Below are 23,089 nucleotides of genomic sequence, written 5' to 3' on the forward strand. Positions count from 1 at the left end.
GCGCCCGAGGCCTACTGCTCGCCCAGCGTCACCTCGACCGTCTCCTCGTGGCTGCCCCGCACGAAGGTCACCTTCGTCCGGTCGCCCGGCTTCAGGCCGGCGAGCGCCTCGGCGAGCGAGGTGATCGTGGTGATCTCCTCGTCGCCGACACCGGTGATGACGTCACCGGCCCGGATGCCCGCCCTGTCGGCCGCGCCCCCGCTCGTCACGCCGGCCACGGCGACGCCCACGGGCTGGTAGTTGTCGTTGACGACCGTGCGGCCCGTGACGCCGAGCGCGGCCCGGCCCGACTCGGTGACCCTGCCGGACCTGACGATCTGGTCCGCGATCGTCTTCACCGTGGAGGCGGGGATCGCGAAGCCGATGCCGGGCGCCGCGCCCCCGCCGAGGTCCTGGGAGACGGCCGCGAGCGTGGGGATGCCGATGACCTCGCCGTCCAGGTTCACCAGCGCCCCGCCGCTGTTGCCGGGGTTGATCGCCGCCGACGTCTGCACCATGTTCGCGATCGTCGCCCCCGGCCCGCCGTCGCCGTCGCCCTCGCTGACGGTGCGTCCGATCGCGGACACGATTCCCTGGGTCACGCTGGACGACAGGCCGAGCGGTGACCCCATCGCCAGCACGATCTGGCCGACCTCGACCTTCGTCGAGTCCCCGAACGTCGCGGGCTTCAGCCCCGCGGGCACCTTGTCCAGCTCGACGACCGCCAGGTCCTGTTCCGGGTAGGAGTAGACGAGCGTCGCGGTCAACTCGTCCTTGTCATTGGCGACGGTGACCTTGAACGTCTTCTCGTTCCCGATCACGTGCGCGTTGGTGACGATGTGCCCCTTGTCGTCGTACACGACGCCCGACCCCAGGTCCTTGGACGCCTGGATCTGCACCACCGACGGCAGGACGTTCCTGATCACCTTCAGGTAGTCGTCCTGGAGGTCGTCGGTCACGCGCGGCGCCTGAGCCTGCGCCTGCGTGGTGATGCCGTCCTTCGTGCCGGAGGCGGAGTCGCCGGTGCAGCCGGAGAGCGGCGCGGCCGACAGGAGGAGAGCGGTCAGGGGCGCGACGATGCGGGGGGTACGGGCTCGGACGGATGTGCGGGCGGCGCCACGGAAATCGGCCATGCCCGAAGTGTCCCTTTTCGGGTTGCGGGCCGACCCGTGAAGCGCACCCGAACGGGTCGGTCAGCCACGCACTCCGCACAGGTGCAGCAGCGCCGCCACCCGACGGTAGGGATCGGTCCGCCCGGCCCGCTCCTCGCAGGCCAGCAGCGTCTCCACGTCCGGTGGAACGGCCGCCTCGTCCGCCGCCGTGTCCGTGAAGACCCGCACCCCGTACCAGGCGTGCAGCGGCGCACCGATCCCGGCGAGCGTCGCCGTCAGCGTGGCGAGCCGGTCGGCGCGGACGTCGAGCCCGAGCCGGTTGGTGTAGGCGGTGGTGTCGAACGCGGTCAGCGTCGTCCCCCAGTCCCCGGACAGCCCGGGACGCATCGCCAGCGCGTCGGCGTTGCGGACGAGCAGCGAGAGCAGCCCGCCGGGCGCCAGCATCCGGGCCAGACCCGCCAGCAGCGCGTCCGGCTCCTCGACGTACATCAGGACGCCGTGGCACAGCACCACGTCGAAGCTGCCCGGCAGGAAGTGGACGCCCGTCTCCCGGCCGTCGCCCTCGATGAGGCGGACCCGGCCGCGGATGCCCTCGGGCTCGGCGGCCAGCGCCTCACGGGCCACGGCCAGCATCGTCGCGTCCTGTTCGAGCCCGGTCACCTGATGCCCGGCACGGGCCAGCCGCAGCGCCTGCGTGCCCTGGCCCATCCCGACGTCGAGGATCCGCAGCCGCTGCCCCACCGGGAAGCGTCCGGCTATCTGCTCGTCGAGCTGCCGGGCCACCAGCTCCTGTCGTACGACATCACGCAGGGCGCCCAGCTTGTTCAGCCAGGCGTCCGCCGCGCCCCCGGAGAAAGACGTCGTGCTCAGGGCCGCTCTCCGCGCTTGACCTGCGGCTTCGGCAGCCGGAGTCGACGCATCTGGAGGGTGCGCATCAGAGCGTAGGGAACCGCGCCCTTCTTGGGCTGGTCCGGGAAGCGGGTGTTGAGCTGCTTCTTCAGACGGAACGCGATGCCGATCGAGTCGAGCACGATCAGCACGATCACGACCAGCCAGAGCAGCAGCGCGATGTTCTGGAGCGAGCCGACCCGCACCATGCTGAGGACGAGGATGACCACCGCCAGCGGCAGGAAGAACTCGGCGATGCAGAACCGCGAGTCCACGAAATCGCGCGCGAAGCGGCGCACCGGCCCCTTGTCGCGGGCGGGCAGGTAACGCTCGTCGCCGCTGGCCAGCGCCTGGCGCTGCCGCTCCATCGCGGCGCGGCGGTCGTCGCGCTGCCGCTTGGCCGCCTCCTTGCGCGTCGTCGGCGTATTGGCGACGCTGCGGCGCTGGGTCTGGGCCTCACTGCGCTTGGGCGTGGGGCGACCCTTGGGGGCCTGCGGGTCACGGGGCTGCTTGGAGTCGGTCACCGGCGCCTTGTCGGCGGGGGCCTTCTCTTCCTTGGCACGGCTACGGAACACAAAACCCAAGGGTACGGGGTTCGCGGGCATGGACGTCATGAGAGTGGGGAACGATCCGGCAACACCGTACGTCTGTAGTGGGACAGAGGGGACGTTGTGCCCGGGCCGACCCCGAGTGCCACCTACTCCCTACGCCGGAGCGGTGCCGTACGCAGTCGTCCTTGGGGATGAGCGCATCCGTCCCCGAACAGTGCGGTAATGGATGCAGGGCCCGTACTGTGGGTTCTGTTGCAGTACCTGGAGCTGGAGTCCGTCAGAAGGGGGCGCGCGAAGCCCATGAGCGGTGTCATGAAGCGTATGGGGATGATCTTCCGCGCGAAGGCGAACAAGGCCCTTGACCGGGCCGAGGACCCGCGCGAGACCCTCGATTACTCGTACCAGAAGCAGCTGGAGCTGCTGCAGAAGGTGCGCCGTGGCGTCGCCGACGTGGCGACCTCCCGCAAGCGCCTGGAACTGCAGCTCAACCAGCTCCAGAACCAGTCCTCCAAGCTGGAGGACCAGGGCCGCAAGGCGCTCGCCCTCGGCCGTGAGGACCTGGCCCGCGAGGCCCTGTCCCGCCGCGCCGCCCTCCAGCAGCAGGTCACCGATCTGGAGACGCAGCACCAGACCCTCCAGGGCGAGGAGGAGAAGCTCACCCTCGCGGCCCAGCGGCTCCAGGCCAAGGTCGACGCCTTCCGTACGAAGAAGGAGACCATCAAGGCGACCTACACGGCGGCCCAGGCGCAGACCCGGATCGGGGAGGCCTTCTCCGGCATCTCCGAGGAGATGGGCGACGTGGGCCTTGCCATCCAGCGCGCCGAGGACAAGACCGCGCAGCTCCAGGCGCGCGCCGGCGCCATCGACGAGCTCCTCGCCTCGGGTGCCCTCGACGACCAGTCCGGCATGGCCAAGGACGACATCCAGGCCGAGCTGGACCGGCTCTCCGGTGGTACGGATGTAGAGCTGGAACTGCAGCGCATGAAGGCGGAGCTGGCCGGCGGCTCGCCGCAGCAGGCGATCGAGGGCGGCACCGGACAGTCCTCCCAGGCGCAGCAGCAGGACACACCCCGCTTCGACAAGCAGTGACCCACGCCTGAGGAGGGCGACATGATCGTACGGATCATGGGGGAGGGGCAGGTGAGGCTGGACGACGGCCACCTCACCGAACTGAACAAGCTGGACGACGAGCTGCTCACCGAACTGGAGGGCGGCGACGAGTCCGGCTTCCGCCGCACCCTGCTCGCCCTCCTGGAGGCGGTGCACCGCCTCGGCACTCCGCTCCCCGACGACTCGCTGGAGCCGTCGGACCTGATCCTCCCCTCGCCCGACGCGACCCTCGAAGAGGTCCGCGAGATGCTCAGCGACGACGGTCTGATTCCCGGCTGAGCGGGACGGACCGCGGCGGGCGTGCTCCGGCCGTCCGCCCGACGTCCGAGACCGCCGGGCCGCACGACGGCGGCCGGGCGGAGCCTCCCGCGGCCGACGGCACTCCGGCCGGGGCCCGGCACTCGCTCCGGCAGCACGTCGCGCGGGCGGCCCGGCGCGCACTGCGTCTGCATTCCGGCGGGCGTCCACGTCCACCTCGGCAGCGTGCGGCATTCACCGCGGCGATACGTCGGCGGGATCCGCGGCCCCCTCCGCCGGCAGTCCGGCAGCGGTCGGCGCCCACTCCGACACGCCTCGGGCCACTGAGCCGGTGCATCGGCGGGTCCGACGGCCCCCACCGCTCCTCCCGCGGCCCTCTTGCTCCGGCGGTCCGGCGCCCACTCCGCCGGCACTCCGGCAGGCAGGCGTACGGCAGGTATCCGCCGTCCCAGCCCGCGGTACGTCGGCGGGTGCCCCGCGCCTGCCCCGGCGGCACGCCGGGTGGCGTCCGGCGCTCCCTGAGGCAGGGTCCCGGTGCCCGCGGCGGCAGCACCCGTTCCAAGCCCGCCGGGGCCCCCGTACGGTAAAGCCGTGAGCACCATCGAGCGCACGAGGGACTGGCTCCGCGCGCACCCCCTCGCCCTGGACGCCGCCCTCGCCGCGGGCGTTCTCGTCAGCATGGTCGCGGGTTCCTTCGTCGACCCGCACGGCGAGAACGGCGCGAGCTGGGGCGCCCGCACCCCGGGCGCCCTCGGACTCACCCTGATGGTGCTCGGCGCCGCGGCCCTGGTCTTCCGCCGCCGCGCCCCGATGACCGTGCTCGCCGCCACCGTGGCCTTCTCCCTCGTCGAGCTGGTGACCGGCGACCCCCGCGCCCCCGTGGCGATGTCCGCCGTCGTCGCCCTCTACACGGTGGCCTCGACCACCGACCGCCCCACGACCTGGCGCGTCGGGCTGGTCACCATGACCGTCCTGACGGCGGTCGCGATGCTCGCCGGCCCGATGCCCTGGTACGCGCAGGAGAACCTCGGCATCTTCGCCTGGACCGGCATGGCCGCCGCCGCCGGGGACGCCGTGCGCAGCCGGCGCGCCTTCGTGCACGCGATCCGGGAGCGCGCCGAGCGTGCCGAGCGCACCCGCGAGGAGGAGGCGCGCCGCCGCGTCGCCGAGGAGCGGCTGCGGATCGCCCGCGACCTGCACGACGTCGTCGCCCACCACATCGCCCTCGTCAACGTCCAGGCCGGAGTCGCCGCGCACGTCATGGACAAGCGGCCCGACCAGGCCAAGGAGGCCCTGGCCCATGTGCGGGAGGCCAGCCGGTCCGCGCTCAACGAACTCCGCGCCACCGTGGGGCTGCTCAGACAGTCCGGGGATCCCGAGGCGCCCACCGAGCCCGCTCCCGGCCTCGCCCGGCTCGACGAGCTCGCCGACACCTTCCGCAACGCGGGCATGCCCGTCGAGGTGGCCCGCAGCGACGAGGGTCTGAGCCTGCCGGCGGCCGTCGACCTCGCCGCCTACCGCGTCATCCAGGAAGCCCTGACGAATGTGCGCAAGCACGCCGGACCGGACGCGAAGGCCGAGGTCAGCGTCGTACGGGTGGGACCGAACGTGGAGGTCACGGTCCTCGACGGCGGGCCCCGAGGCGACGGCGAACCCGGCGGGCACGGCGGCCCCGCCGCGGACGAAGGACCCGGCCCGCACGACGGGACCGCGGAGGGCGGCGGCCATGGGCTGCTCGGCATGCGCGAGCGGGTCACCGCGATCGGCGGCAGCTGCACGGCCGGTCCCCGCTACGGAGGCGGCTTCCGGGTCCATGCCATCCTTCCGGTCAAGAACCGCACGCCTGCCCTGGGGGACTCCGTATGACCATCCGCGTCGTGCTCGCCGACGACCAGGCACTGCTGCGCAGCGCCTTCCGTGTGCTCGTCGACTCCGAGCCCGACATGGAGGTCGTGGGGGAGGCGTCGGACGGCGCGGAGGCTGTGCGGCTCACCCGCGACGAGCGCGCCGACGTGGTGCTGATGGACATCCGGATGCCGGGCACGGACGGTCTCGCCGCCACCCGGCTGATCACCGCCGACCCGGGGCTCGCGCACGTACGGGTGGTCATGCTGACGACCTTCGAGGTCGACGAGTACGTGGTGCAGTCGCTGCGGGCCGGCGCGTCCGGTTTCCTCGGCAAGGGGGCCGAGCCCGAGGAGCTCCTGAACGCCATCCGGATCGCGGCCGGCGGCGAGGCGCTGCTGTCCCCGGCGGCCACCAAGGGACTGATCGCGAAGTTCCTCGCCCAGGGCGACGGCGCGGACGACGAACGGGACCCCGCCCGCGGCGAACGGCTCGCCGCGCTGACCGGGCGCGAGCGCGAGGTGCTGGTCCAGGTGGCGGGCGGTCACTCCAACGACGAGATCGCCGAACGCCTCGAAGTCAGCCCGCTGACGGTGAAGACGCACGTCAACCGGGCCATGGCGAAGCTCGGCGCGCGCGACCGGGCACAGCTGGTCGTCATCGCGTACGAGTCCGGGCTGGTCCGTCCACGGGTGGACTGAGCTCCACCCCTGCGTACTGCGCCTGGAGTAGGGACGGCATTCCTGGCGTTGGCCCGTTCCACGCTCGTCACGGCGGTGTCCGTCCCGCTGTCGGTCGTGCATGTTGAGCGACGGGTCGCGGGTCCACAGCACGATCAGGGCCGGCTACGGCACCGTCGAGGCGGTCGTCGAGGGCGGCCGGCACCGGCGGGGAGCCGCCCGGGCAGGCCTCCGAGGAGCCGGAGCCGGAGCCGGCCCGGGTCTGACCCGTACGACGCCGAAGGGGCGCTCCTCCGCCGGAGGGGCGCCCCTTTCGCGTGCACGTGGGACCTACGGGAGAGCCAGCATCCGCTCCAGCGCGAGCTTGGCGAACTGCTCCGTCTCGCGGTCCACCTCGATGCGGTTGACCAGGTTGCCCTCGGCGAGCGACTCCAGCGTCCAGACCAGGTGCGGCAGGTCGATGCGGTTCATCGTCGAGCAGAAGCAGACCGTCTTGTCGAGGAACACGATCTCCTTGTCCTCGGACGCGAAGCGGTTCGCCAGTCGCCGTACGAGGTTGAGCTCCGTGCCGATCGCCCACTTCGAGCCGGCCGGGGCCGCCTCCAGGGTCTTGATGATGTACTCCGTGGAGCCCACGTAGTCGGCCGCGGCGACCACTTCGTGCTTGCACTCGGGGTGGACGAGGACGTTCACGCCGGGGATGCGCTCGCGCACGTCGTTCACCGAGTCCAGCGAGAAGCGGCCGTGCACCGAGCAGTGGCCCCGCCACAGGATCATCTTCGCGCCACGCAACTGCTCGGCCGTGAGCCCGCCGTTCGGCTTGTGCGGGTTGTAGACGACGCAGTCGTCGAGGGACATGCCCATGTCGCGGACGGCGGTGTTGCGGCCCAGGTGCTGGTCGGGCAGGAAGAGCACCTTCGACCCCTGCTCGAAGGCCCAGTCCAGCGCGCGCCGGGCGTTCGACGACGTGCAGATGGTGCCGCCGTGCTTGCCGGTGAACGCCTTGATGTCCGCGGAGGAGTTCATGTAGGAGACGGGCACCACCTGCTCGGCGACGCCGGCCTCGGTGAGCACGTCCCAGCACTCGGCGACCTGTTCGGCGGTGGCCATGTCGGCCATCGAGCAGCCGGCCGCGAGGTCGGGCAGGACGACCTTCTGGTCGTCGCCGGTGAGGATGTCGGCGGACTCGGCCATGAAGTGCACACCGCAGAAGACGATGTACTCCGCCTGCGGGCGGGCGGCCGCGTCCCGGGCCAGCTTGAAGGAGTCGCCCGTGACGTCCGCGAACTGGATGACCTCGTCGCGCTGGTAGTGGTGGCCGAGCACGAAGACCTTGTCGCCGAGCTTCTCCTTGGCCGCACGGGCGCGCTCGACCAGGTCGGGGTCGGACGGCGAGGGCAGGTCGCCGGGACACTCGACACCCCGCTCGCTCTTCGGGTCGGCCTCACGGCCGAGCAGCAGCAGGGCGAGGGGCGTCGGCTGTACGTCGAGCTCCTGGGTCTGGGCGGTGGTCACGACACGCACCCTTTCTGTTCTGCGGCTCGCCGGGCCCGTAGGTACGGGTCCGGCGGGACAATGCCTTTTCGTCGAATTGACGCTATCTATCATAACCGCTTCACGTCACGTTGACGATGTCCATAGCGTCGATGTGACGTGAATCCCGGTCGCCGCGACGGCAGGTGACACGGACGTGTCCGTGGGGTTGTCCACAGGGCGCTGTCCGCGCGCAGGGGCATGTGCGAGCATGAATACGGAAAGGCAGAAAAGACGCGCGCACGGCCCGGAATGAATCCGCGGCCCCGCCGGTTGCAACCGTCGGCAAGCAGTCTCCGTACAACCCGGGAGAGAAGCAGATGTCCGTATCGGACGAGACCACCACCGTGAGCGACGGCATCATCCTGTCCGACGCCGCAGCGGCCAAGGTCAAGGCCCTGCTCGACCAGGAAGGCCGCGACGATCTGGCGCTGCGTGTCGCCGTTCAGCCCGGTGGCTGCTCCGGCCTGCGCTACCAGCTCTTCTTCGACGAGCGCTCCCTCGACGGCGACGTCGTGAAGGACTTCGGCGGCGTCAAGGTCGTCACCGACCGCATGAGCGCTCCGTACCTGGGCGGCGCGTCCATCGACTTCGTGGACACCATCGAGAAGCAGGGCTTCACGATCGACAACCCGAACGCGACGGGCTCCTGCGCCTGCGGCGACTCCTTCAGCTGAGCCTCCCGGGGCGGCGGCACGAGCCCGCCGTCCTCGGCCGGGACCACCGGGCGCGCGGCGAAGGCCGCGGCGGGCAGGGCCGGACACGCAGCGGCGTGCGCGGCCCGCACCGGACCCGGTGTCCGGACACGTACGAAGGCGGCGTCCCCCTCCGACAGGGACGCCGCCTTCGTGTGTCCGGAGCCGTCGACACCCCCTACCGGGGCACCGCGGACCCGGCTCCGGAAACCTCCGGCACGGTGACCTTCCCCTCCGGGATGCGCTTGCCGTCCGTCCCCACGACCTCGCGATCGCCGAGCGGCGCGTCCAGGTGCACCGTCTTCTGGTAGATCTTGGCGATGAGGATGCAGACCTTGCCCTTCCAGGGCGTCTCGGTGACCTTCACGGTCACCTTGTCGGAGCTCTCGCTCGCCGACACCGCGTAGTCGGCGCACACCCCGCCCGTGAAGCTGACCGTCAGGTCCTTGCCGTCGACGGTGTAGCCCTCCACCGCGACGTCACGGGTGGCCGGCGCCGAGGTCGGCTCGTCGCCCCGCGGCGTCGGCGTGGGACTCGGCTGCCCGGTCGGCCCGCCGGACGGCGCGGGCGAGGCCAGATACCGCGGCTCGACCGCCGGATGCGTCACCGTGAAGGTGTCGTGCGCCCCCTGCGTCCGCACCTCGAACAGCCAGGACGGCACCAGCGCCTGCCGTCCGTCCGCGACGCGCGCCGCCAGCCCGAAGACGGCCTTCTCGACGGTCGTCGACTGCGTCGCCGGCAGCGTCGTCGCGTGCTCGCACGGCTTCTCGTCGCGGTCCTTGAGCGGTACGGGGCTGGCGCAGCCGCCGATGCCCTTCCGCCCGCCGCCCGGTGCCTCCGCCGAACCGCCGTTCATCAGGTCGAGGGTCTTCTGCGCCCCGAGGACCGGGTAGGTGTCGCCCTTCACCGGCGCCTTCAGCTGTCCGCTGCCGCTGACCACCGTGCCCTCGGAACCGATCTGGAGCCCGGTGGTCCAGCCGTACGTGGGAAGCCCGCCGACCTTCGGGTCCGCGTTCACGACGCGCACCCGGTCGTCGTTCATGAGCTGGGTCGCGTCCAGCTTCGCGTCGTCCTGCCCGACGGCCTTCAGCACCGGAGCGGCCGCCTTCTTGGCCTCCTCCTCGCTCACCGCCCCCGGACGCATCCCGGCCAGACCGCCGGAGCCGACCGGTACACAGCGCTTGCCCTTGGGACAGTTGTCGGTCCCTGGGACGAACGAGCTGTACGTCCAGGTCCCGGGCGCCGCCCGGTTCACCTGGAGGTGGGGCTCGCCGGCGTCCTTGGTGACGCCGACCTTCCAGACGTCGCCGGCAAGCCTCGGCGTGCCCTTCAGGCCGAGGGCCTTCGCGAGCCGGGCCACCTCGGCACCGGTCACCTCGCCCTTCGCCCAGTACACGGGCGCCGAGTCCGGCCCGCCGGGCAGCTCGCCGTCCGCGCGGTAGGTCACGCCGTAGGGGTTCGGTTCGCCGGGCGCGATGCCGTTGGTGCCGCCGTCGGATCCCGAGCCGCTCGCGACTCCCTCCGAGTAGCCGTCCAGGGCGAGCGGCGGGGGAGTGCCGTCACCCCCGGGGGCCCCGGAATCCCGACCGCTCGCGCCGCCGGACGCGGTCGCCGCGAAGTACGCGCCGCCGCCCCCGACGAGCAGCACCGCGGCCGCGACCGAGGCGATGACCACGGGGGTTCGCCGGGCGCGCGGGCCGCCCGGCTCCGTGTCCTCGGCGGGACCCTCGGCAGGACCCTCGACGGGAGGGGTCGCGTCGTTGTCGGGTCGCTCGGTGCTCACCGCATCGCTCCTTCGGCTCTGCTGCTGTCCCATGACCCGGCCCTGTCAAAAACGGGCTCTGGTGGGTCGTATACCGCATCCCCTTTACGGGGGACAGCGATGGGACGCGCCGGGGGAGCGTGCGGTTCCCTGCGGGCGCCCTCCGAAATTCACCTGTTCGGCGGCGCCCGGTCGCGTGGAAGGGATCAGTCGCCGTAGTCGGACATCGCGTCCAGCAGCCGTGCGGAGGCGGGCGGCACCGTGATCCCGTGGATGAGCGCGGGGGAGACCGGGCGGGCGGCCGCGGTGGCGGGGGCGGACCAGTGCCGGGCCATCCGGGCGCAGTCGCCGCGCAGCGTCGCCAGATCGCCTTCGAGTTCACTCACCGGGCCGAGCGGGGCGGGGCCGTGGACCTTGAGGTTCGTCATACCGGAACCGTATGCACCGATGCCGTCACGAAGAAAGATCTACTATCGGGTAGTTTTGCCCGCTTCAGCGGGCGCGCCCCGACCGGGTAGCGTGAACTGTCAACGCAGTCGTCACCCACGACCCTCTTCCGAAGAGCGCTTCGCGCGCCCTCCTTCCATTCCCTCGCAGGAGCGTGTCCCAGCCGTGCGTATCGCAGTCACCGGCTCCATCGCCACCGACCACCTCATGACCTTCCCCGGCAGGTTCGCCGACCAGCTCGTCGCCGACCAGCTGCACACGGTCTCCCTCTCCTTCCTCGTCGACAACCTCGACGTGCGCCGGGGCGGGGTCGGCGCGAACATCGCCTTCGGCATGGGCCAGCTCGGCACCCGGCCGATCCTGGTCGGGGCCGCGGGCTCCGACTTCGACGAGTACCGCGCCTGGCTGGACCGGCACGGCGTCGACACCGGTTCGGTCCGCATCTCCGAGGTCCTGCACACCGCGCGCTTCGTGTGCACCACCGACGCCGACCACAACCAGATCGGCTCCTTCTACACGGGCGCGATGAGCGAGGCCCGGCTCATCGAGCTCAAGGCCGTGGCGGACCGGGTCGGCGGCCTCGACCTCGTCCTGATCGGCGCGGACGACCCCGAGGGGATGCTCCGCCACACCGAGGAGTGCCGCTCGCGCGGGATCCCCTTCGCGGCCGACTTCTCCCAGCAGATCGCCCGCATGGACGGCGAGGAGATCCGGATACTGCTGGACGGGGCGACCTACCTCTTCTCCAACGAGTACGAGAAGGGGCTCATCGAGTCCAAGACGGGCTGGACCGACGAGGAGATCCTCGGCAAGGTCGGCCACCGGGTGACGACCCTCGGCGCGCAGGGCGTGCGCATCGAGCGGGCCGGCGAGGCGACGATCGAGGTCGGCTGCCCCGAAGAGGAGCGCAAGGCCGACCCGACGGGCGTCGGCGACGCCTTCCGGGCCGGCTTCCTCTCCGGTCTCGCCTGGGGCGTCTCGCTGGAGCGCGCCGCCCAGATCGGCTGCATGCTGGCGACGCTGGTCATCGAGACCGTCGGCACGCAGGAGTACCAGCTGCGCCGCGTCCACTTCATGGACCGCTTCACCAAGGCCTACGGCCACGAGGCCGCCGCCGAGGTCCAGGCGCACCTCGCCTAGTCAGGACAGCCGGCGGACCACATAGGCCGAGCCCCGGTCCGCCGGCTCCTCCCCGACGTACTCCTGTTCCCGCATCTCGCACCACGCCGGGATGTCCAGCCGGGCCGCCTCGTCGTCCGAGAGCACCCGTACCGTGCCGCCCACCGGCACGTCCCCGATGACCTTCGCCAGCTCGATGACGGGGATCGGGCAGCGCTTGCCGAGGGCGTCCACGACCAGTTCCTCGGCCCGCACCACCGTCGTCGGGGCGGGCGCCCCCAGCTTCTCCCGCACCCCGGCCACCGTCCGCGGCAGCACCGACAGGAAGCGTTCGACGTCCTCCTCGGCCACCCCCGCGGGCAGCGACACCCGCACGTTCCCCTCGGTCAGCACGCCCATCGCCCGCAGCACATGGCTCGGCGTCAGCGTGCTGCTCGTGCAGGACGATCCGGACGAGACGGAGAAACCCTCCTGGTCCAGGGCGTGCAGCAGCGCCTCCCCATCGACATAGAGACAGGAGAAGGTGACGATCCCGGGCAGCCGCCGGTCCGGGTCGCCGACCACCTCCACGTCCGGCACCAGCTGCGGAACCCGCGCCCGGATCCGTTCCGTCAGCTCCCGCAGCCGCTCCGCCTCCTGGGCCGCCTCGGCCCGCACCGCCCGCAGGGAGGCCGCCGCGGCGACGATCGCCGGGAGGTTCTCGAAACCGGCGGCCCGCCCCGACTCCCTTTCGTCCACGGGGCCTTGGGCCGCGAACCGCACTCCCTTGCGCACGACGAGCACGCCGACGCCGGACGGCCCGCCCCACTTGTGGGCACTCCCGGTCAGCACCGACCAGCCGCCCTCGACGGGCCCCCACCCCAGCGACTGCGCCGCGTCCACGAGCAGCGGCACCCCCGCCGCCCGGCACGCCTCCGCCACCGCCGCCACCGGCTGTTCGGTCCCCACCTCGTGGTTGGCGGACTGGAGGCACGCCAGCGCGGTGTCCGGCCGCAGCGCCTCCTCGTACGACTCGACCGTCACCGCGCCCGTCCGCAGCACCGGCACCTGGGTGACCGATCCGCCTCCCGCTTCGAACATGTCTGCCGAATGGAGCACCGAGGAATGTTCGACGGATGACACGATCAGGTGGTTTCCGATCCGCCTCCGACCGGCCAGCGCCCCCGCGACGCCGGTGTGCACGGCCCGTGTCCCGGACGGCGTGAACACCAGCTCGTCGGGCCTGCACCCCACGGCCTCCGCAGTCGCCTCGCGCGCCGCGTCCAGCAGCATCCGGGCCCTGCGCCCCTCCCGGTACAGCCGGGACGGATCGGCCCAGCCCTCGTCGAGGGAGGCCAACAGCGCCTGACGGGCAACGGGATGGAGGGGAGCGGCGGAGGCGGCATCGAAGTAGGACACACGGCAACGTTAGAACTTCCCCGCGGGCGGCACGGGTGCGGGGAAGAGCGCGGGCGGCGCCCGCCGGCCCACGGCCGGGACCCAGCGGACGAAACGGACCGCCGGGACGGCCCGATCTCCCGTCAGAAACCAGACCCCACGGGTCATCCCACCCCCTTCGGGGTGACCCCCGGCGCGTTAGGGACCCTCCCCGCGCGACCCCAAATAGCGTCCAGTAGGGTTTGGTCCGCATAAACATCCAAACCCCTGCCCGACGCAGGGCGGCGACCGACCAGCGAGAAGGCCGCAGCCAGTAGCGCGGGCGAGACTCTCGGGAAGGCGCTACGTGAGTCCCAACGGCTCCGACCGCTCGCCGCGGCGCCCGATGCGGCGGAAGCTGCTGCAGGCAATGACTGCGGGCCTGGTCCTGGCGACAGCCACCGGTTGCTCGTACAACTGGGAAGACTTCCCCCGCCTTGGTATGCCCACCCCGACCACGGAAGAGGCTCCCCGGATCCTCTCCCTGTGGCAGGGTTCCTGGGCGGCGGCGCTCGCCGTAGGCGTGCTGGTGTGGGGCCTGATCCTGTGGAGTGCTTTCTTCCACCGGCGCAGCCGCACCAAGGTCGAAGTTCCTCCCCAGACCCGGTACAACATGCCCATCGAGGCGCTGTACACCGTGGTCCCGCTCATCATCGTCTCGGTGTTGTTCTACTTCACCGCCCGCGACGAGACGAAGCTCCTCAGCCTCAAGCCGAAGCCCGACATCACGGTCAACGTGGTCGGCTTCCAGTGGAGCTGGGGCTTCAACTACGTCGCGGACGTACCCGGCTCGACCGGTGACGCGAAGACCGACCCGAACCTGGCCGCGATTCCGGACCGGTTCAAGGCGGACTTCCCGGCGAACGCCGGCGGTGTCTACGACGTCGGCACGCCCGGCACGCGGAACCCCCAGACGAACAACCCCGGCCCGACCCTCTGGCTCCCCAAGGGCAAGACGGTCCGCTTCGTCCTCACCTCGCGTGACGTCATCCACTCCTTCTGGGTGGTGCCGTTCCTGATGAAGCAGGACGTCATTCCGGGCCACACCAATGCCTTCCAGGTGACCCCCAACAAGGAGGGCACCTTCCTGGGCAAGTGCGCCGAACTCTGCGGCGTCGACCACTCCCGGATGCTCTTCAACGTGAAGGTCGTCTCCCCCGAGCGCTACGAGGCCCACCTCAAGGAGCTCGCGGCGAAGGGTCAGACCGGTTACGTCCCGGCCGGCATTGAGCAGACGGGCCACGAGAAGAACCGGGAGACGAACAACCTGTGAGCATCCTCAACGAACCTCAGGGTGCCGCCGAGACCGAGGACTCGTACGAGAACGAGGTACCGGTCCGGCGCAAGCAGCCCGGCAACGTCGTGGTCAAGTGGCTCACCACCACCGACCACAAGACGATCGGCACGCTGTATCTGGTGACGTCGTTCGCGTTCTTCTGCATCGGCGGCGTCATGGCGCTGCTGATGCGCGCCGAGCTCGCCCGGCCCGGTCTGCAGATCATGTCGAACGAGCAGTTCAACCAGGCGTTCACGATGCACGGCACGATCATGCTGCTGATGTTCGCGACGCCGCTGTTCGCCGGTTTCACGAACTGGATCATGCCGCTGCAGATCGGCGCGCCCGACGTGGCGTTCCCGCGGCTGAACATGTTCGCCTACTGGCTGTACCTCTTCGGCTCGACGATCGCGGTGGGTGGCTTCCTCACCCCGCAGGGCGCGGCCGACTTCGGCTGGTTCGCCTACTCGCCGCTGTCGGACGCGGTCCGCTCGCCGGGCATCGGCGCCGACATGTGGATCATGGGTCTGGCCTTCTCCGGCTTCGGCACCATCCTCGGCGCGGTCAACTTCATCACCACCATCATCTGCATGCGCGCTCCGGGCATGACGATGTTCCGCATGCCGATCTTCGTGTGGAACGTGCTGCTCACCGCGGTGCTGGTGCTGCTGGCCTTCCCCGTCCTCGCGGCGGCCCTGTTCGCGCTGGAGGCGGACCGTAAATTCGGTGCGCATGTCTTCGACGCGGCAAACGGCGGAGCCTTGCTCTGGCAACACCTCTTCTGGTTCTTCGGCCATCCAGAGGTGTACATCATCGCGCTGCCGTTCTTCGGAATCATCTCCGAGGTCATCCCGGTGTTCTCGCGCAAGCCGATGTTCGGTTACATGGGCCTGATCGGCGCGACCATCGCGATCGCCGGTCTGTCCGTGACGGTGTGGGCCCACCACATGTACGTCACCGGCGGTGTACTGCTCCCGTTCTTCTCCTTCATGACGTTCCTCATCGCCGTTCCGACGGGTGTGAAGTTCTTCAACTGGATCGGAACGATGTGGAAGGGCTCCTTGTCCTTCGAGACACCGATGCTCTGGGCCGTCGGCTTCCTGATCACCTTCACCTTCGGTGGTCTGACCGGCGTCATCCTGGCCTCGCCGCCGATGGACTTCCACGTCTCCGACTCGTACTTCGTGGTGGCGCACTTCCACTACGTCGTCTTCGGCACCGTGGTGTTCGCGATGTTCTCCGGCTTCCACTTCTGGTGGCCGAAGATGACCGGCAAGATGCTCGACGAGCGCCTCGGCAAGATCACCTTCTGGACGCTCTTCGTCGGCTTCCACGGCACGTTCCTGGTGCAGCACTGGCTGGGTGCCGAGGGCATGCCGCGTCGTTACGCGGACTACCTCGCGGCCGACGGCTTCACCGCGCTGAACACGATCTCGACGATCAGCTCGTTCCTGCTCGGCCTGTCGATCCTGCCGTTCCTCTACAACGTGTGGAAGACGGCCAAGTACGGCAAGCCGGTCGGCGTCGACGACCCGTGGGGCTACGGCCGTTCGCTGGAGTGGGCGACGTCCTGCCCGCCGCCGCGGCACAACTTCCTCACCCTGCCGCGGATCCGCAGTGAATCCCCGGCGTTCGACCTGCACCACCCGGAGATCGCCGCTCTCGACCAGCTCGAGAACGCCGGTCACGGTACGTCGGCTCTGTCTGGTGGCAAGGAGGCCGGCAAGTGAAGGTCCAAGGCAAGATGTTCATCTGGCTGGCCCTCTTCATCCTCGTCATGGCGATCGTCTATGGCGTGTGGTCGAAGGAGCCGGCCGGTACCACGGCGCTCTTCCTGGGCTTCGGCCTGAGCATCATGATCGGCTACTACCTGGCCTTCACGGCCCGGCGGGTCGACCAGATGGCCCAGGACAACAAGGAGGCCGACGTCGCGGACGAGGCCGGCGAGGTGGGCTTCTTCAGCCCGCACAGCTGGCAGCCGCTCGCGCTCGGTGTCGGTGGCGCGCTCGCCTTCATGGGCGTCGTCTTCGGCTGGTGGCTGCTGTACTTCTCGGCCCCGATCATCATGATCGGCCTGTGGGGCTGGGTCTTCGAGTACTACCACGGTGAGAACCGCACCCAGTAGGCGCGCAGATCACCCGGGAGCCCGGACTTTCCGCAAGGAGGGTCCGGGCTCCCTCGTTTGCCGGTAGCCGTCCCCCGCACGGGTCACCCGCCGCGCAGCAGTTGACGGTCGTTCATAGCGTGGGCCCATGAACCACTCTCCGCGCATCCGCACGGTCATCGGCTGCACCGCCCTGGTGGTCGCCCTCGGCGCCGGCGTCACCGCCTGCTCCGACGGCCACCCGCTCTCGGCGAAGCCGTACGACGCGGCGGGACTGATCTCCTTCAACGGTGTATCCGGCGACGGCAAGAAGGCCGCGAAGATCGACCCGGACAAGCCTCTGGAAATCACCGCCGAGGACGACGACGAGCAGATCACCGACGTCACGGCCACGGACGCGTCAGGACGCTACGTCGTGGGTGAACTCGCCGCCGACGGCAGCCGCTGGCACAGCACCTCCCCGCTGGCCGCAGGCGCCCACTACACGGTGCGCGTGAGCACCGAGGACGAGGACGGCGCCCAGGGCCGCAAGACCTTCGAGTTCGACACCACCACGCCCACCACGAAGCAGCACGTGGACGTGAAGTTCGGCCCGAAGGAGGGCACGTACGGGGTGGGGCAGCCCGTCACGGCCGAACTCAGCGTCCCCGTCAAGGACAAGGCGGCCCGCACGGTCGTCGAGCGGGCCCTCAAGGTCGACTCGATCCCCGCCGTGGAGGGCGCCTGGCACTGGGTGGACGACAAGACGCTGCACTACCGCCCCAAGGAGTACTGGCCCGTCCACGCCACGATCCAGGCGCACAGCAACCTGGCGGGCATCCGGATCGGCGACCGTCTGTGGGGCGGCAACGCCAAGGCGCTGAAACTCACCACCGGCGACAAGCTCGTCGCCGTCACGGACGCCGCGGCGCACTCCATGACGGTCTACCGCAACGGCCGGCAGATCAACCAGATCCCGGTCACCACCGGCAAGCCCGGCTTCGAGACCCGCAACGGTGTCAAGGTGGTGCTGGAGAAGCAGTACTTCGTACGGATGCGCGGCACCACCGTCGGCATCGCCGAGGACAGCGCCGACTCCTACGACCTGCCCGTCTACTACGCCACCCGGGTCACCTGGAGCGGCGAGTACGTGCACGCCGCGCCCTGGTCCGTGGGCGACCAGGGATACGCCAACGTCAGCCACGGCTGCACCGGCATGAGCACCAGCAACGCCGAGTGGTTCTTCGACCATGTCCGCGAGGGCGACATCGTGCAGGTCAAGAACTCCAACGGGGCGACGATGGACCCGTTCGGCAACGGCTTCGGCGACTGGAACATGCCCTGGAAGAAGTGGCGCGAGGGAAGCGCCGTCGTGGGCGGCACCCCCGATGCCCCCGCTCCGGCGGAGAAGGCCCGCCTGCGCCCAGAGTCCGTGTGACGTCCGGGCGCCGGGCGGGAGCCCGCCTCTCAGGCGCCCAGAAGAGCCTTACGGCGCAGCAGGGAGGCCAGCGAGGCCGCAAACTCCACCGGGTCCACCGGATGGGTCACGGCCGCCTCCGCGCGGCTCCACGTGGCCAGCCAGGCGTCCTGGGGCCGGCCGATCAGCACGAGCACGGGCGGGCAGTTGAAGACCTCGTCCTTGATCTGCCGGCACAGACCCATGCCGCCCATCGGCACGGCCTCGCCGTCCAGCACACAGACGTCGATGCCGCCCTTGTCGAGCTCGCGGACGACGGCGGCCGGCGTCGCGCACTCCACGAACTCGACGGCGGGTACGTCGGGAGCGGGCCTGCGCCCGGTTGCGAGCCGCACCTGTTCGCGGGTGTTGGAGTCGTCGCTGTAGACCAGCACCGTGGCGGTCGGCTGCATTCTTCCTCCGAGACGTCGGCGTCGTACGGACATGAAGCGGTCGGGCTGATCGCTCAGGCCCCGATGCGCGGATGCTACTCCCTTGAACACCTCGTCAACACCGGTTCGGACAGGCCTTCGATGGGCCATATGGGCTGGACACACCCCATCAACACTCCGAACGGCACCCCCCGGGGTGAGGGCGGGATAAGCGACCGACATAATGTCGGTCGTGGCGACAGCAACGACAGTAGAAACCGGGCACGCGCACCCGTCGGTCAATCGGCCGAACCTCACCAGCGTCGGAACCATCATCTGGCTGAGTTCCGAGCTGATGTTCTTCGCGGCCCTCTTCGCGATGTACTTCACCCTGCGATCGGTGACCGGGCCGGAGCACTGGAAGGAAATGGCGTCCAGCCTGAACTTCCCGTTCTCCGCGACGAACACCACGATCCTGGTGCTCTCCTCTCTGACCTGCCAGCTCGGCGTCTTCGCCGCCGAGCGCGGGGACGTGAAGAAGCTCCGGATGTGGTTCGTCGTCACCTTCATCATGGGTGCGATCTTCATCGGCGGTCAGGTCTTCGAGTACACCGAGCTGGTCAAGAAGGACGGGCTCTCGCTCTCCTCCGACCCGTACGGCTCGGTGTTCTACCTGACCACCGGTTTCCACGGACTGCACGTGACGGGCGGCCTGATCGCCTTCCTGCTGGTCCTCGGCCGCACCTACGCGGCCCGGAGGTTCACCCATGAGCAGGCGACCGCCGCCATCGTCGTGTCCTACTACTGGCACTTCGTCGATGTCGTCTGGATCGGCCTCTTCGCCACGATCTACATGATCAAGTAGCCGGGCCCACCGCCCGACACATCCAGAAGCATCGACGCAGAAGATCCTGACACCGGGGTAATCCGTGAAAAAGCTCTCCGCACGACGACGCCATCCGCTGGCGGCGGTCGTCGTCCTACTCCTCGCGCTGGCGGCCACCGGGGGGCTGTACGCCGCGTTCGCACCCGCGGGCAAGGCGCAGGCCGATGAAACCGCCCAGTCCCTCGCCATCGACGAGGGCAAGAAGCTCTACGCCGTGGGCTGCGCAAGCTGCCACGGCACCGGCGGTCAGGGCACCACCGACGGGCCGAGCCTCGTGGGCGTCGGCGCCGCGGCGGTCGACTTCCAGGTCGGCACCGGCCGTATGCCGGCCCAGCAGCCGGGCGCGCAGATCCCGAAGAAGAAGGTCATCTACTCGCAGGCCGAGATCGACCAGCTGGCGGCGTACATCGCTTCGCTCGGCGCCGGTCCCGCGATCCCGACCAAGAACCAGGTCAGCCCCGAGGGGGCGGACATCGCCGCGGGTGGCGAGCTCTTCCGCACCAACTGCGCCCAGTGCCACAACTTCACCGGCAAGGGCGGCGCGCTGACCCACGGCAAGTTCGCGCCCAGCCTGGAAGGTGTCGACCCGAAGCACATCTACGAGGCCATGCAGACCGGCCCGCAGAACATGCCTTCCTTCCCCGACACGACGCTGTCGACGAAGAACAAGCAGGACATCATCGCGTACCTCGACGCGGTCAACGGTGACGACACCGAGAGCCCCGGCGGCCTCGAACTGGGTGGCCTCGGGCCGGTCAGTGAGGGCCTGTTCGGCTGGGTGTTCGGTCTCGGCGCGCTGATCGCCGTCGCCGTCTGGGTCGCCGCTCGGACCGCAAAGGCCAAGAAGTCATGAGTAGCCAAGACATTCCAGAAGAGAACCTGCCCGCTGCGCAGGACGCCGACGAGCACGCTCCCGGCACGGTAGCCCTCGCGGACGAGACGAACCCGTTCGCGGACCCGGGCCTGCCGCCCCACGAGCACCGCATCCAGGACATCGACGAGCGGGCCGCCAGGCGGTCCGAGCGTACGGTCGCCTTCCTGTTCACGCTGTCGATGCTGGCGACCGCCGGCTTCATCGCGTCGTACGTGACGATCCCGAGCGACAAGTCGATCTACGTCTTCCCGATCGGGCACGTCAGCGCGATGAACTTCGCGCTCGGTCTGACCCTCGGCGTGGCGCTGTTCACGATCGGCGCGGGCGCGGTCCACTGGGCCCGCACCCTGATGTCCGACGTCGAGATCATCGACGAGCGCCACCCGATCACGGCGGAGCCCGAGGTCAGGGCCAAGGTCCTGGCCGACTTCAAGCAGGGCGCCAAGGAGTCCGCGCTCGGCCGCCGCAAGCTGATCCGCAACACGATGTTCGGCGCGCTGGCCCTGTTCCCGCTCTCCGGTGTGGTGCTGCTGCGCGACCTCGGTCCGCTGCCCGGCACCAAGCTCCGCCACACGCTGTGGTCCAAGGGCAAGCTGCTCGTCAACATGAACACGAACGAGCCGCTGCGTCCCTCGGACGTCGCCGTCGGCTCGCTCACCTTCGCCAAGCCCGAGGGCCTGGAGGAGCACGACGAGGACTTCCAGAAGGAGATCGCCAAGGCGGCCCTGATGATCGTCCGGCTCCAGCCGGAGAACATCAAGGACAAGCAGGAACTCGAGTGGTCCCACGAGGGCATCGTGGCCTACTCGAAGATCTGCACCCACGTCGGTTGCCCGATCTCCCTGTACGAGCAGCAGACGCACCACGTCCTCTGCCCGTGCCACCAGTCCACCTTCGACCTCTCCGACGGTGCCCGAGTCATCTTCGGCCCGGCCGGTCACGCCCTGCCGCAGCTGCGCATCGGCGTGAACGACGAGGGCTACCTCGAGGCGCTCGGCGACTTCGAAGAGCCCGTCGGTCCTGCATTCTGGGAGCGCGGATGAGCACTACCACGACCTCCGACTCGCGCTCGCGCGAGAAGGCGCCCGCGGGTGAGCGGGTAGCCGACTGGGCCGACGGCCGCCTGGGGATCTACTCCCTGGCCAAGGCCAACATGCGCAAGATCTTCCCCGACCACTGGTCGTTCATGTTGGGTGAGGTCTGCCTCTACAGCTTCATCATCATCATCCTCACGGGTGTGTACCTGACGCTGTTTTTCCACCCGTCGATGAACGAGGTGGAGTACCACGGCAGCTACGTCCCGCTGCAGGGCCAGCTGATGTCCGAGGCGTTCAACTCGACCATGCACATCTCCTTCGATGTGCGCGGTGGTCTGCTGATCCGGCAGATCCACCACTGGGCGGCGCTGATCTTCCTCGCCGGCATGTTCGTGCACATGATGCGCGTGTTCTTCACGGGTGCGTTCCGCAAGCCCCGTGAGGTCAACTGGGTCTTCGGATTCCTGCTGTTCGTCCTGGGCATGTTCACCGGCTTCACCGGCTACTCGCTCCCGGACGACCTGCTCTCCGGCACCGGTGTCCGCTTCATGGAGGGCGCGATCCTGTCCGTGCCGATCGTCGGCACGTACCTGTCGTTCTTCCTCTTCGGCGGCGAGTTCCCGGGCGGCGACTTCGTGGCCCGCTTCTACTCGGTGCACGTGCTGCTGCTGCCGGGCATCATGCTCGGCCTGGTCGTCGGCCACCTGATCCTGGTCTTCTACCACAAGCACACGCAGTTCGCGGGCCCCGGCAAGACGAACAACAACGTCGTCGGCATGCCGCTGCTGCCGGTCTACATGGCCAAGGCCGGAGGCTTCTTCTTCCTGGTCTTCGGTGTCATCGCGGCCATCGCGGCGATCGCCTCGATCAACCCGATCTGGTCCCTGGGCCCGTACCGTCCGGACCAGGTGTCCACGGGCGCCCAGCCCGACTGGTACATGGGCTTCTCCGAGGGTCTGATCCGTGTCATGCCCGGCTGGGAGATCAACTTCTGGGGTCACACGCTCGTCCTGGGCGTGTTCATCCCGCTGATCATCTTCCCGCTGGTCCTGGTCGCGATCGCGGTCTACCCGTTCATCGAGTCCTGGGTCACCGGCGACAAGCGCGAGCACCACATCCTGGACCGCCCGCGCAACGTCCCGACCCGGACCGCGTTCGGTGCCGCCTGGATCAGCTGGTACTTCGTCCTGCTCGTCGGTGGTGGCAACGACCTCTGGGCCACGCACTTCCACCTGTCGATCAACTCGATCACCTGGTTCGTCCGGATCGCGTTCTTCGTCGTGCCGGTGCTGGTCTTCCTCGCCACCAAGCGGATCTGCCTCGGCCTCCAGCGCCGCGACCGGGACAAGGTGCTGCACGGCCGCGAGTCGGGCATCATCAAGCGCCTGCCGCACGGTGAGTTCATCGAGGTCCACGAGCCGCTCAGCCAGGACGCGCTGCACACGCTCACCGCGCACGAGCAGTACAAGCCGGCCGAGATCGGCCCGACGGTCGACGAGAACGGTGTCGAGCGCAAGGTCAGCGGCCCGGAACGGCTGCGCGCCAAGCTGAGCAAGGGCTACTACGGGGAGGACAACCAGATCCCCAAGCCCACGGTCGAGGAGTACAAGGAGATCACGAGCGGCCACGGCCACCACTGATCACCTACCGACCCTGCTGATCGCCACGGCTGGAGCCCCGTCCATTGCATGGACGGGGCTCTTTGCCGTCC

The 23,089-nt window shown here is 69.7% G+C and carries 22 protein-coding genes; 14 read left to right on the forward strand and 8 right to left on the reverse strand.

All coding sequences use genetic code 11. The features are described from left to right. Positions 1-11: 11 nt before the first annotated feature. The 3 genes from ABEB03_RS07955 to ABEB03_RS07965 form a co-directional block, all read right to left on the reverse strand. Positions 12-1,112 (reverse strand): S1C family serine protease, encoded by a 1,101-nt coding sequence (locus tag ABEB03_RS07955; protein WP_345643427.1) that lies wholly within the window; start codon positions 1,110-1,112, stop codon positions 12-14. 60 nt (positions 1,113-1,172) lie between these two features. Then, the gene (locus ABEB03_RS07960; protein ID WP_345643430.1) at positions 1,173-1,874 is read right to left on the reverse strand and encodes a class I SAM-dependent methyltransferase; all 702 of its coding nucleotides are present in this window, start codon (positions 1,872-1,874) and stop codon (positions 1,173-1,175) included. Positions 1,875-1,957: 83 nt separating this feature from the next. Beyond that, positions 1,958-2,584 (reverse strand): DUF3043 domain-containing protein, encoded by a 627-nt coding sequence (locus tag ABEB03_RS07965; RefSeq protein WP_095933806.1) that lies wholly within the window; start codon positions 2,582-2,584, stop codon positions 1,958-1,960. 246 nt (positions 2,585-2,830) lie between these two features. Here ABEB03_RS07965 and ABEB03_RS07970 point away from each other — a divergent pair, with 246 nt between their 5' ends. From ABEB03_RS07970 to ABEB03_RS07985, 4 genes are all read left to right on the forward strand, one after another. Continuing rightward, positions 2,831-3,619: a PspA/IM30 family protein gene (locus tag ABEB03_RS07970; RefSeq protein WP_345644170.1), complete on the forward strand. Its 789-nt coding sequence runs from the start codon at positions 2,831-2,833 to the stop codon at positions 3,617-3,619. Positions 3,620-3,640: 21 nt separating this feature from the next. Next, positions 3,641-3,919, forward strand: a complete 279-nt coding sequence (pspAA, locus tag ABEB03_RS07975) for a PspA-associated protein PspAA (protein ID WP_345643437.1) — start codon at positions 3,641-3,643, stop codon at positions 3,917-3,919. A gap of 570 nt (positions 3,920-4,489) precedes the next feature. Beyond that, a complete protein-coding gene (locus ABEB03_RS07980) occupies positions 4,490-5,764 on the forward strand; it encodes a sensor histidine kinase (RefSeq protein ID WP_345643441.1) in 1,275 nt (424 codons plus the stop codon). After that, on the forward strand, positions 5,761-6,444 hold the full coding sequence (locus ABEB03_RS07985) for a response regulator transcription factor (protein WP_345643444.1): 684 nt from the start codon (positions 5,761-5,763) through the stop codon (positions 6,442-6,444). Before ABEB03_RS07980 ends, ABEB03_RS07985 begins: the two co-directional genes overlap by 4 nt. A gap of 309 nt (positions 6,445-6,753) precedes the next feature. Here ABEB03_RS07985 and nadA read toward each other — a convergent pair whose 3' ends face one another. Further along, positions 6,754-7,938, reverse strand: a complete 1,185-nt coding sequence (nadA, locus tag ABEB03_RS07990; RefSeq protein WP_078629460.1) for a quinolinate synthase NadA — start codon at positions 7,936-7,938, stop codon at positions 6,754-6,756. A gap of 338 nt (positions 7,939-8,276) precedes the next feature. Here nadA and ABEB03_RS07995 point away from each other — a divergent pair, with 338 nt between their 5' ends. Next, on the forward strand, positions 8,277-8,633 hold the full coding sequence (locus ABEB03_RS07995; protein ID WP_028805207.1) for an iron-sulfur cluster assembly accessory protein: 357 nt from the start codon (positions 8,277-8,279) through the stop codon (positions 8,631-8,633). A 196-nt stretch (positions 8,634-8,829) separates the two neighbouring features. On the opposite strand, the gene ABEB03_RS08000 is transcribed toward ABEB03_RS07995, so the two are convergent. Then, entirely contained in the window at positions 8,830-10,434 is a 1,605-nt protein-coding gene (locus tag ABEB03_RS08000) for a hypothetical protein (protein WP_345643457.1), read from the reverse strand. 185 nt (positions 10,435-10,619) lie between these two features. Next, the gene (locus tag ABEB03_RS08005; protein ID WP_345643460.1) at positions 10,620-10,841 is read right to left on the reverse strand and encodes a hypothetical protein; all 222 of its coding nucleotides are present in this window, start codon (positions 10,839-10,841) and stop codon (positions 10,620-10,622) included. A gap of 184 nt (positions 10,842-11,025) precedes the next feature. Between ABEB03_RS08005 and ABEB03_RS08010 the strand changes: the two genes are divergently transcribed. Continuing rightward, the gene (locus ABEB03_RS08010; protein WP_345643463.1) at positions 11,026-12,000 is read left to right on the forward strand and encodes a carbohydrate kinase family protein; all 975 of its coding nucleotides are present in this window, start codon (positions 11,026-11,028) and stop codon (positions 11,998-12,000) included. Here ABEB03_RS08010 and ABEB03_RS08015 read toward each other — a convergent pair whose 3' ends face one another. Then, positions 12,001-13,377 carry a cysteine desulfurase/sulfurtransferase TusA family protein gene (locus tag ABEB03_RS08015; RefSeq protein ID WP_345643466.1) on the reverse strand — a complete coding sequence of 459 codons (1,377 nt, stop codon included), beginning with the start codon at positions 13,375-13,377 and terminating at the stop codon, positions 12,001-12,003. A gap of 325 nt (positions 13,378-13,702) precedes the next feature. Between ABEB03_RS08015 and ctaC the strand changes: the two genes are divergently transcribed. The 4 genes from ctaC to ABEB03_RS08035 all read left to right on the forward strand — a co-directional run bounded on the left by ctaC (position 13,703) and on the right by ABEB03_RS08035 (position 18,192). After that, positions 13,703-14,668, forward strand: coding sequence for an aa3-type cytochrome oxidase subunit II (gene ctaC / locus ABEB03_RS08020; RefSeq protein WP_345643469.1), 966 nt, complete (start codon positions 13,703-13,705; stop codon positions 14,666-14,668). Next, positions 14,665-16,401 carry an aa3-type cytochrome oxidase subunit I gene (gene ctaD / locus ABEB03_RS08025; protein WP_345643474.1) on the forward strand — a complete coding sequence of 579 codons (1,737 nt, stop codon included), beginning with the start codon at positions 14,665-14,667 and terminating at the stop codon, positions 16,399-16,401. The genes ctaC and ctaD overlap by 4 nt, the downstream gene beginning before the upstream one ends. Continuing rightward, the gene (locus tag ABEB03_RS08030; RefSeq protein ID WP_095933792.1) at positions 16,398-16,796 is read left to right on the forward strand and encodes a cytochrome c oxidase subunit 4; all 399 of its coding nucleotides are present in this window, start codon (positions 16,398-16,400) and stop codon (positions 16,794-16,796) included. Before ctaD ends, ABEB03_RS08030 begins: the two co-directional genes overlap by 4 nt. Before the next feature lie 127 nt (positions 16,797-16,923). Beyond that, on the forward strand, positions 16,924-18,192 hold the full coding sequence (locus ABEB03_RS08035; RefSeq protein ID WP_345643480.1) for a L,D-transpeptidase: 1,269 nt from the start codon (positions 16,924-16,926) through the stop codon (positions 18,190-18,192). A 29-nt stretch (positions 18,193-18,221) separates the two neighbouring features. Here the strand turns inward: ABEB03_RS08035 and ABEB03_RS08040 are convergent, their stop codons facing one another. After that, a complete protein-coding gene (locus ABEB03_RS08040) occupies positions 18,222-18,623 on the reverse strand; it encodes a response regulator (RefSeq protein WP_095933790.1) in 402 nt (133 codons plus the stop codon). A 202-nt stretch (positions 18,624-18,825) separates the two neighbouring features. On the opposite strand from ABEB03_RS08040, the gene ctaE reads away from it, so the two are divergent. From ctaE to qcrB, 4 genes are all read left to right on the forward strand, one after another. Beyond that, positions 18,826-19,446: an aa3-type cytochrome oxidase subunit III gene (gene ctaE, locus ABEB03_RS08045; RefSeq protein ID WP_028803258.1), complete on the forward strand. Its 621-nt coding sequence runs from the start codon at positions 18,826-18,828 to the stop codon at positions 19,444-19,446. Positions 19,447-19,510: 64 nt separating this feature from the next. Continuing rightward, positions 19,511-20,320, forward strand: a complete 810-nt coding sequence (qcrC, locus tag ABEB03_RS08050) for a cytochrome bc1 complex diheme cytochrome c subunit (protein WP_345643487.1) — start codon at positions 19,511-19,513, stop codon at positions 20,318-20,320. Next, on the forward strand, positions 20,317-21,384 hold the full coding sequence (qcrA, locus tag ABEB03_RS08055) for a cytochrome bc1 complex Rieske iron-sulfur subunit (RefSeq protein ID WP_345643490.1): 1,068 nt from the start codon (positions 20,317-20,319) through the stop codon (positions 21,382-21,384). The genes qcrC and qcrA overlap by 4 nt, the downstream gene beginning before the upstream one ends. Beyond that, positions 21,381-23,018: a cytochrome bc1 complex cytochrome b subunit gene (gene qcrB / locus ABEB03_RS08060; protein ID WP_345643493.1), complete on the forward strand. Its 1,638-nt coding sequence runs from the start codon at positions 21,381-21,383 to the stop codon at positions 23,016-23,018. The genes qcrA and qcrB overlap by 4 nt, the downstream gene beginning before the upstream one ends. The last annotated feature ends 71 nt before the right edge of the window (positions 23,019-23,089 follow it).

The organism is Streptomyces siamensis, from assembly GCF_039543605.1.
Taxonomy (GTDB): domain Bacteria; phylum Actinomycetota; class Actinomycetes; order Streptomycetales; family Streptomycetaceae; genus Streptomyces; species Streptomyces siamensis.

Bases quoted from the DNA above. Each gene is read 5' to 3' on its own strand.
- ABEB03_RS08005 (WP_345643460.1), bottom strand. From the start codon at position 10,841: ATGACGAACCTCAAGGTCCACGGCCCCGCCCCGCTCGGCCCGGTGAGT.
- ABEB03_RS08040 (WP_095933790.1), bottom strand. From the start codon at position 18,623: ATGCAGCCGACCGCCACGGTGCTGGTCTACAGCGACGACTCCAACACC.
- qcrB (WP_345643493.1), top strand. From the start codon at position 21,381: ATGAGCACTACCACGACCTCCGACTCGCGCTCGCGCGAGAAGGCGCCC.
- ABEB03_RS07985 (WP_345643444.1), top strand. From the start codon at position 5,761: ATGACCATCCGCGTCGTGCTCGCCGACGACCAGGCACTGCTGCGCAGC.
- ABEB03_RS08035 (WP_345643480.1), top strand. From the start codon at position 16,924: ATGAACCACTCTCCGCGCATCCGCACGGTCATCGGCTGCACCGCCCTG.
- ABEB03_RS07955 (WP_345643427.1), bottom strand. From the start codon at position 1,112: ATGGCCGATTTCCGTGGCGCCGCCCGCACATCCGTCCGAGCCCGTACC.
- ctaE (WP_028803258.1), top strand. From the start codon at position 18,826: ATGTCGGTCGTGGCGACAGCAACGACAGTAGAAACCGGGCACGCGCAC.
- ABEB03_RS07995 (WP_028805207.1), top strand. From the start codon at position 8,277: ATGTCCGTATCGGACGAGACCACCACCGTGAGCGACGGCATCATCCTG.
- qcrA (WP_345643490.1), top strand. From the start codon at position 20,317: ATGAGTAGCCAAGACATTCCAGAAGAGAACCTGCCCGCTGCGCAGGAC.
- ABEB03_RS07970 (WP_345644170.1), top strand. From the start codon at position 2,831: ATGAGCGGTGTCATGAAGCGTATGGGGATGATCTTCCGCGCGAAGGCG.
- ABEB03_RS07965 (WP_095933806.1), bottom strand. From the start codon at position 2,584: ATGCCCGCGAACCCCGTACCCTTGGGTTTTGTGTTCCGTAGCCGTGCC.
- pspAA (WP_345643437.1), top strand. From the start codon at position 3,641: ATGATCGTACGGATCATGGGGGAGGGGCAGGTGAGGCTGGACGACGGC.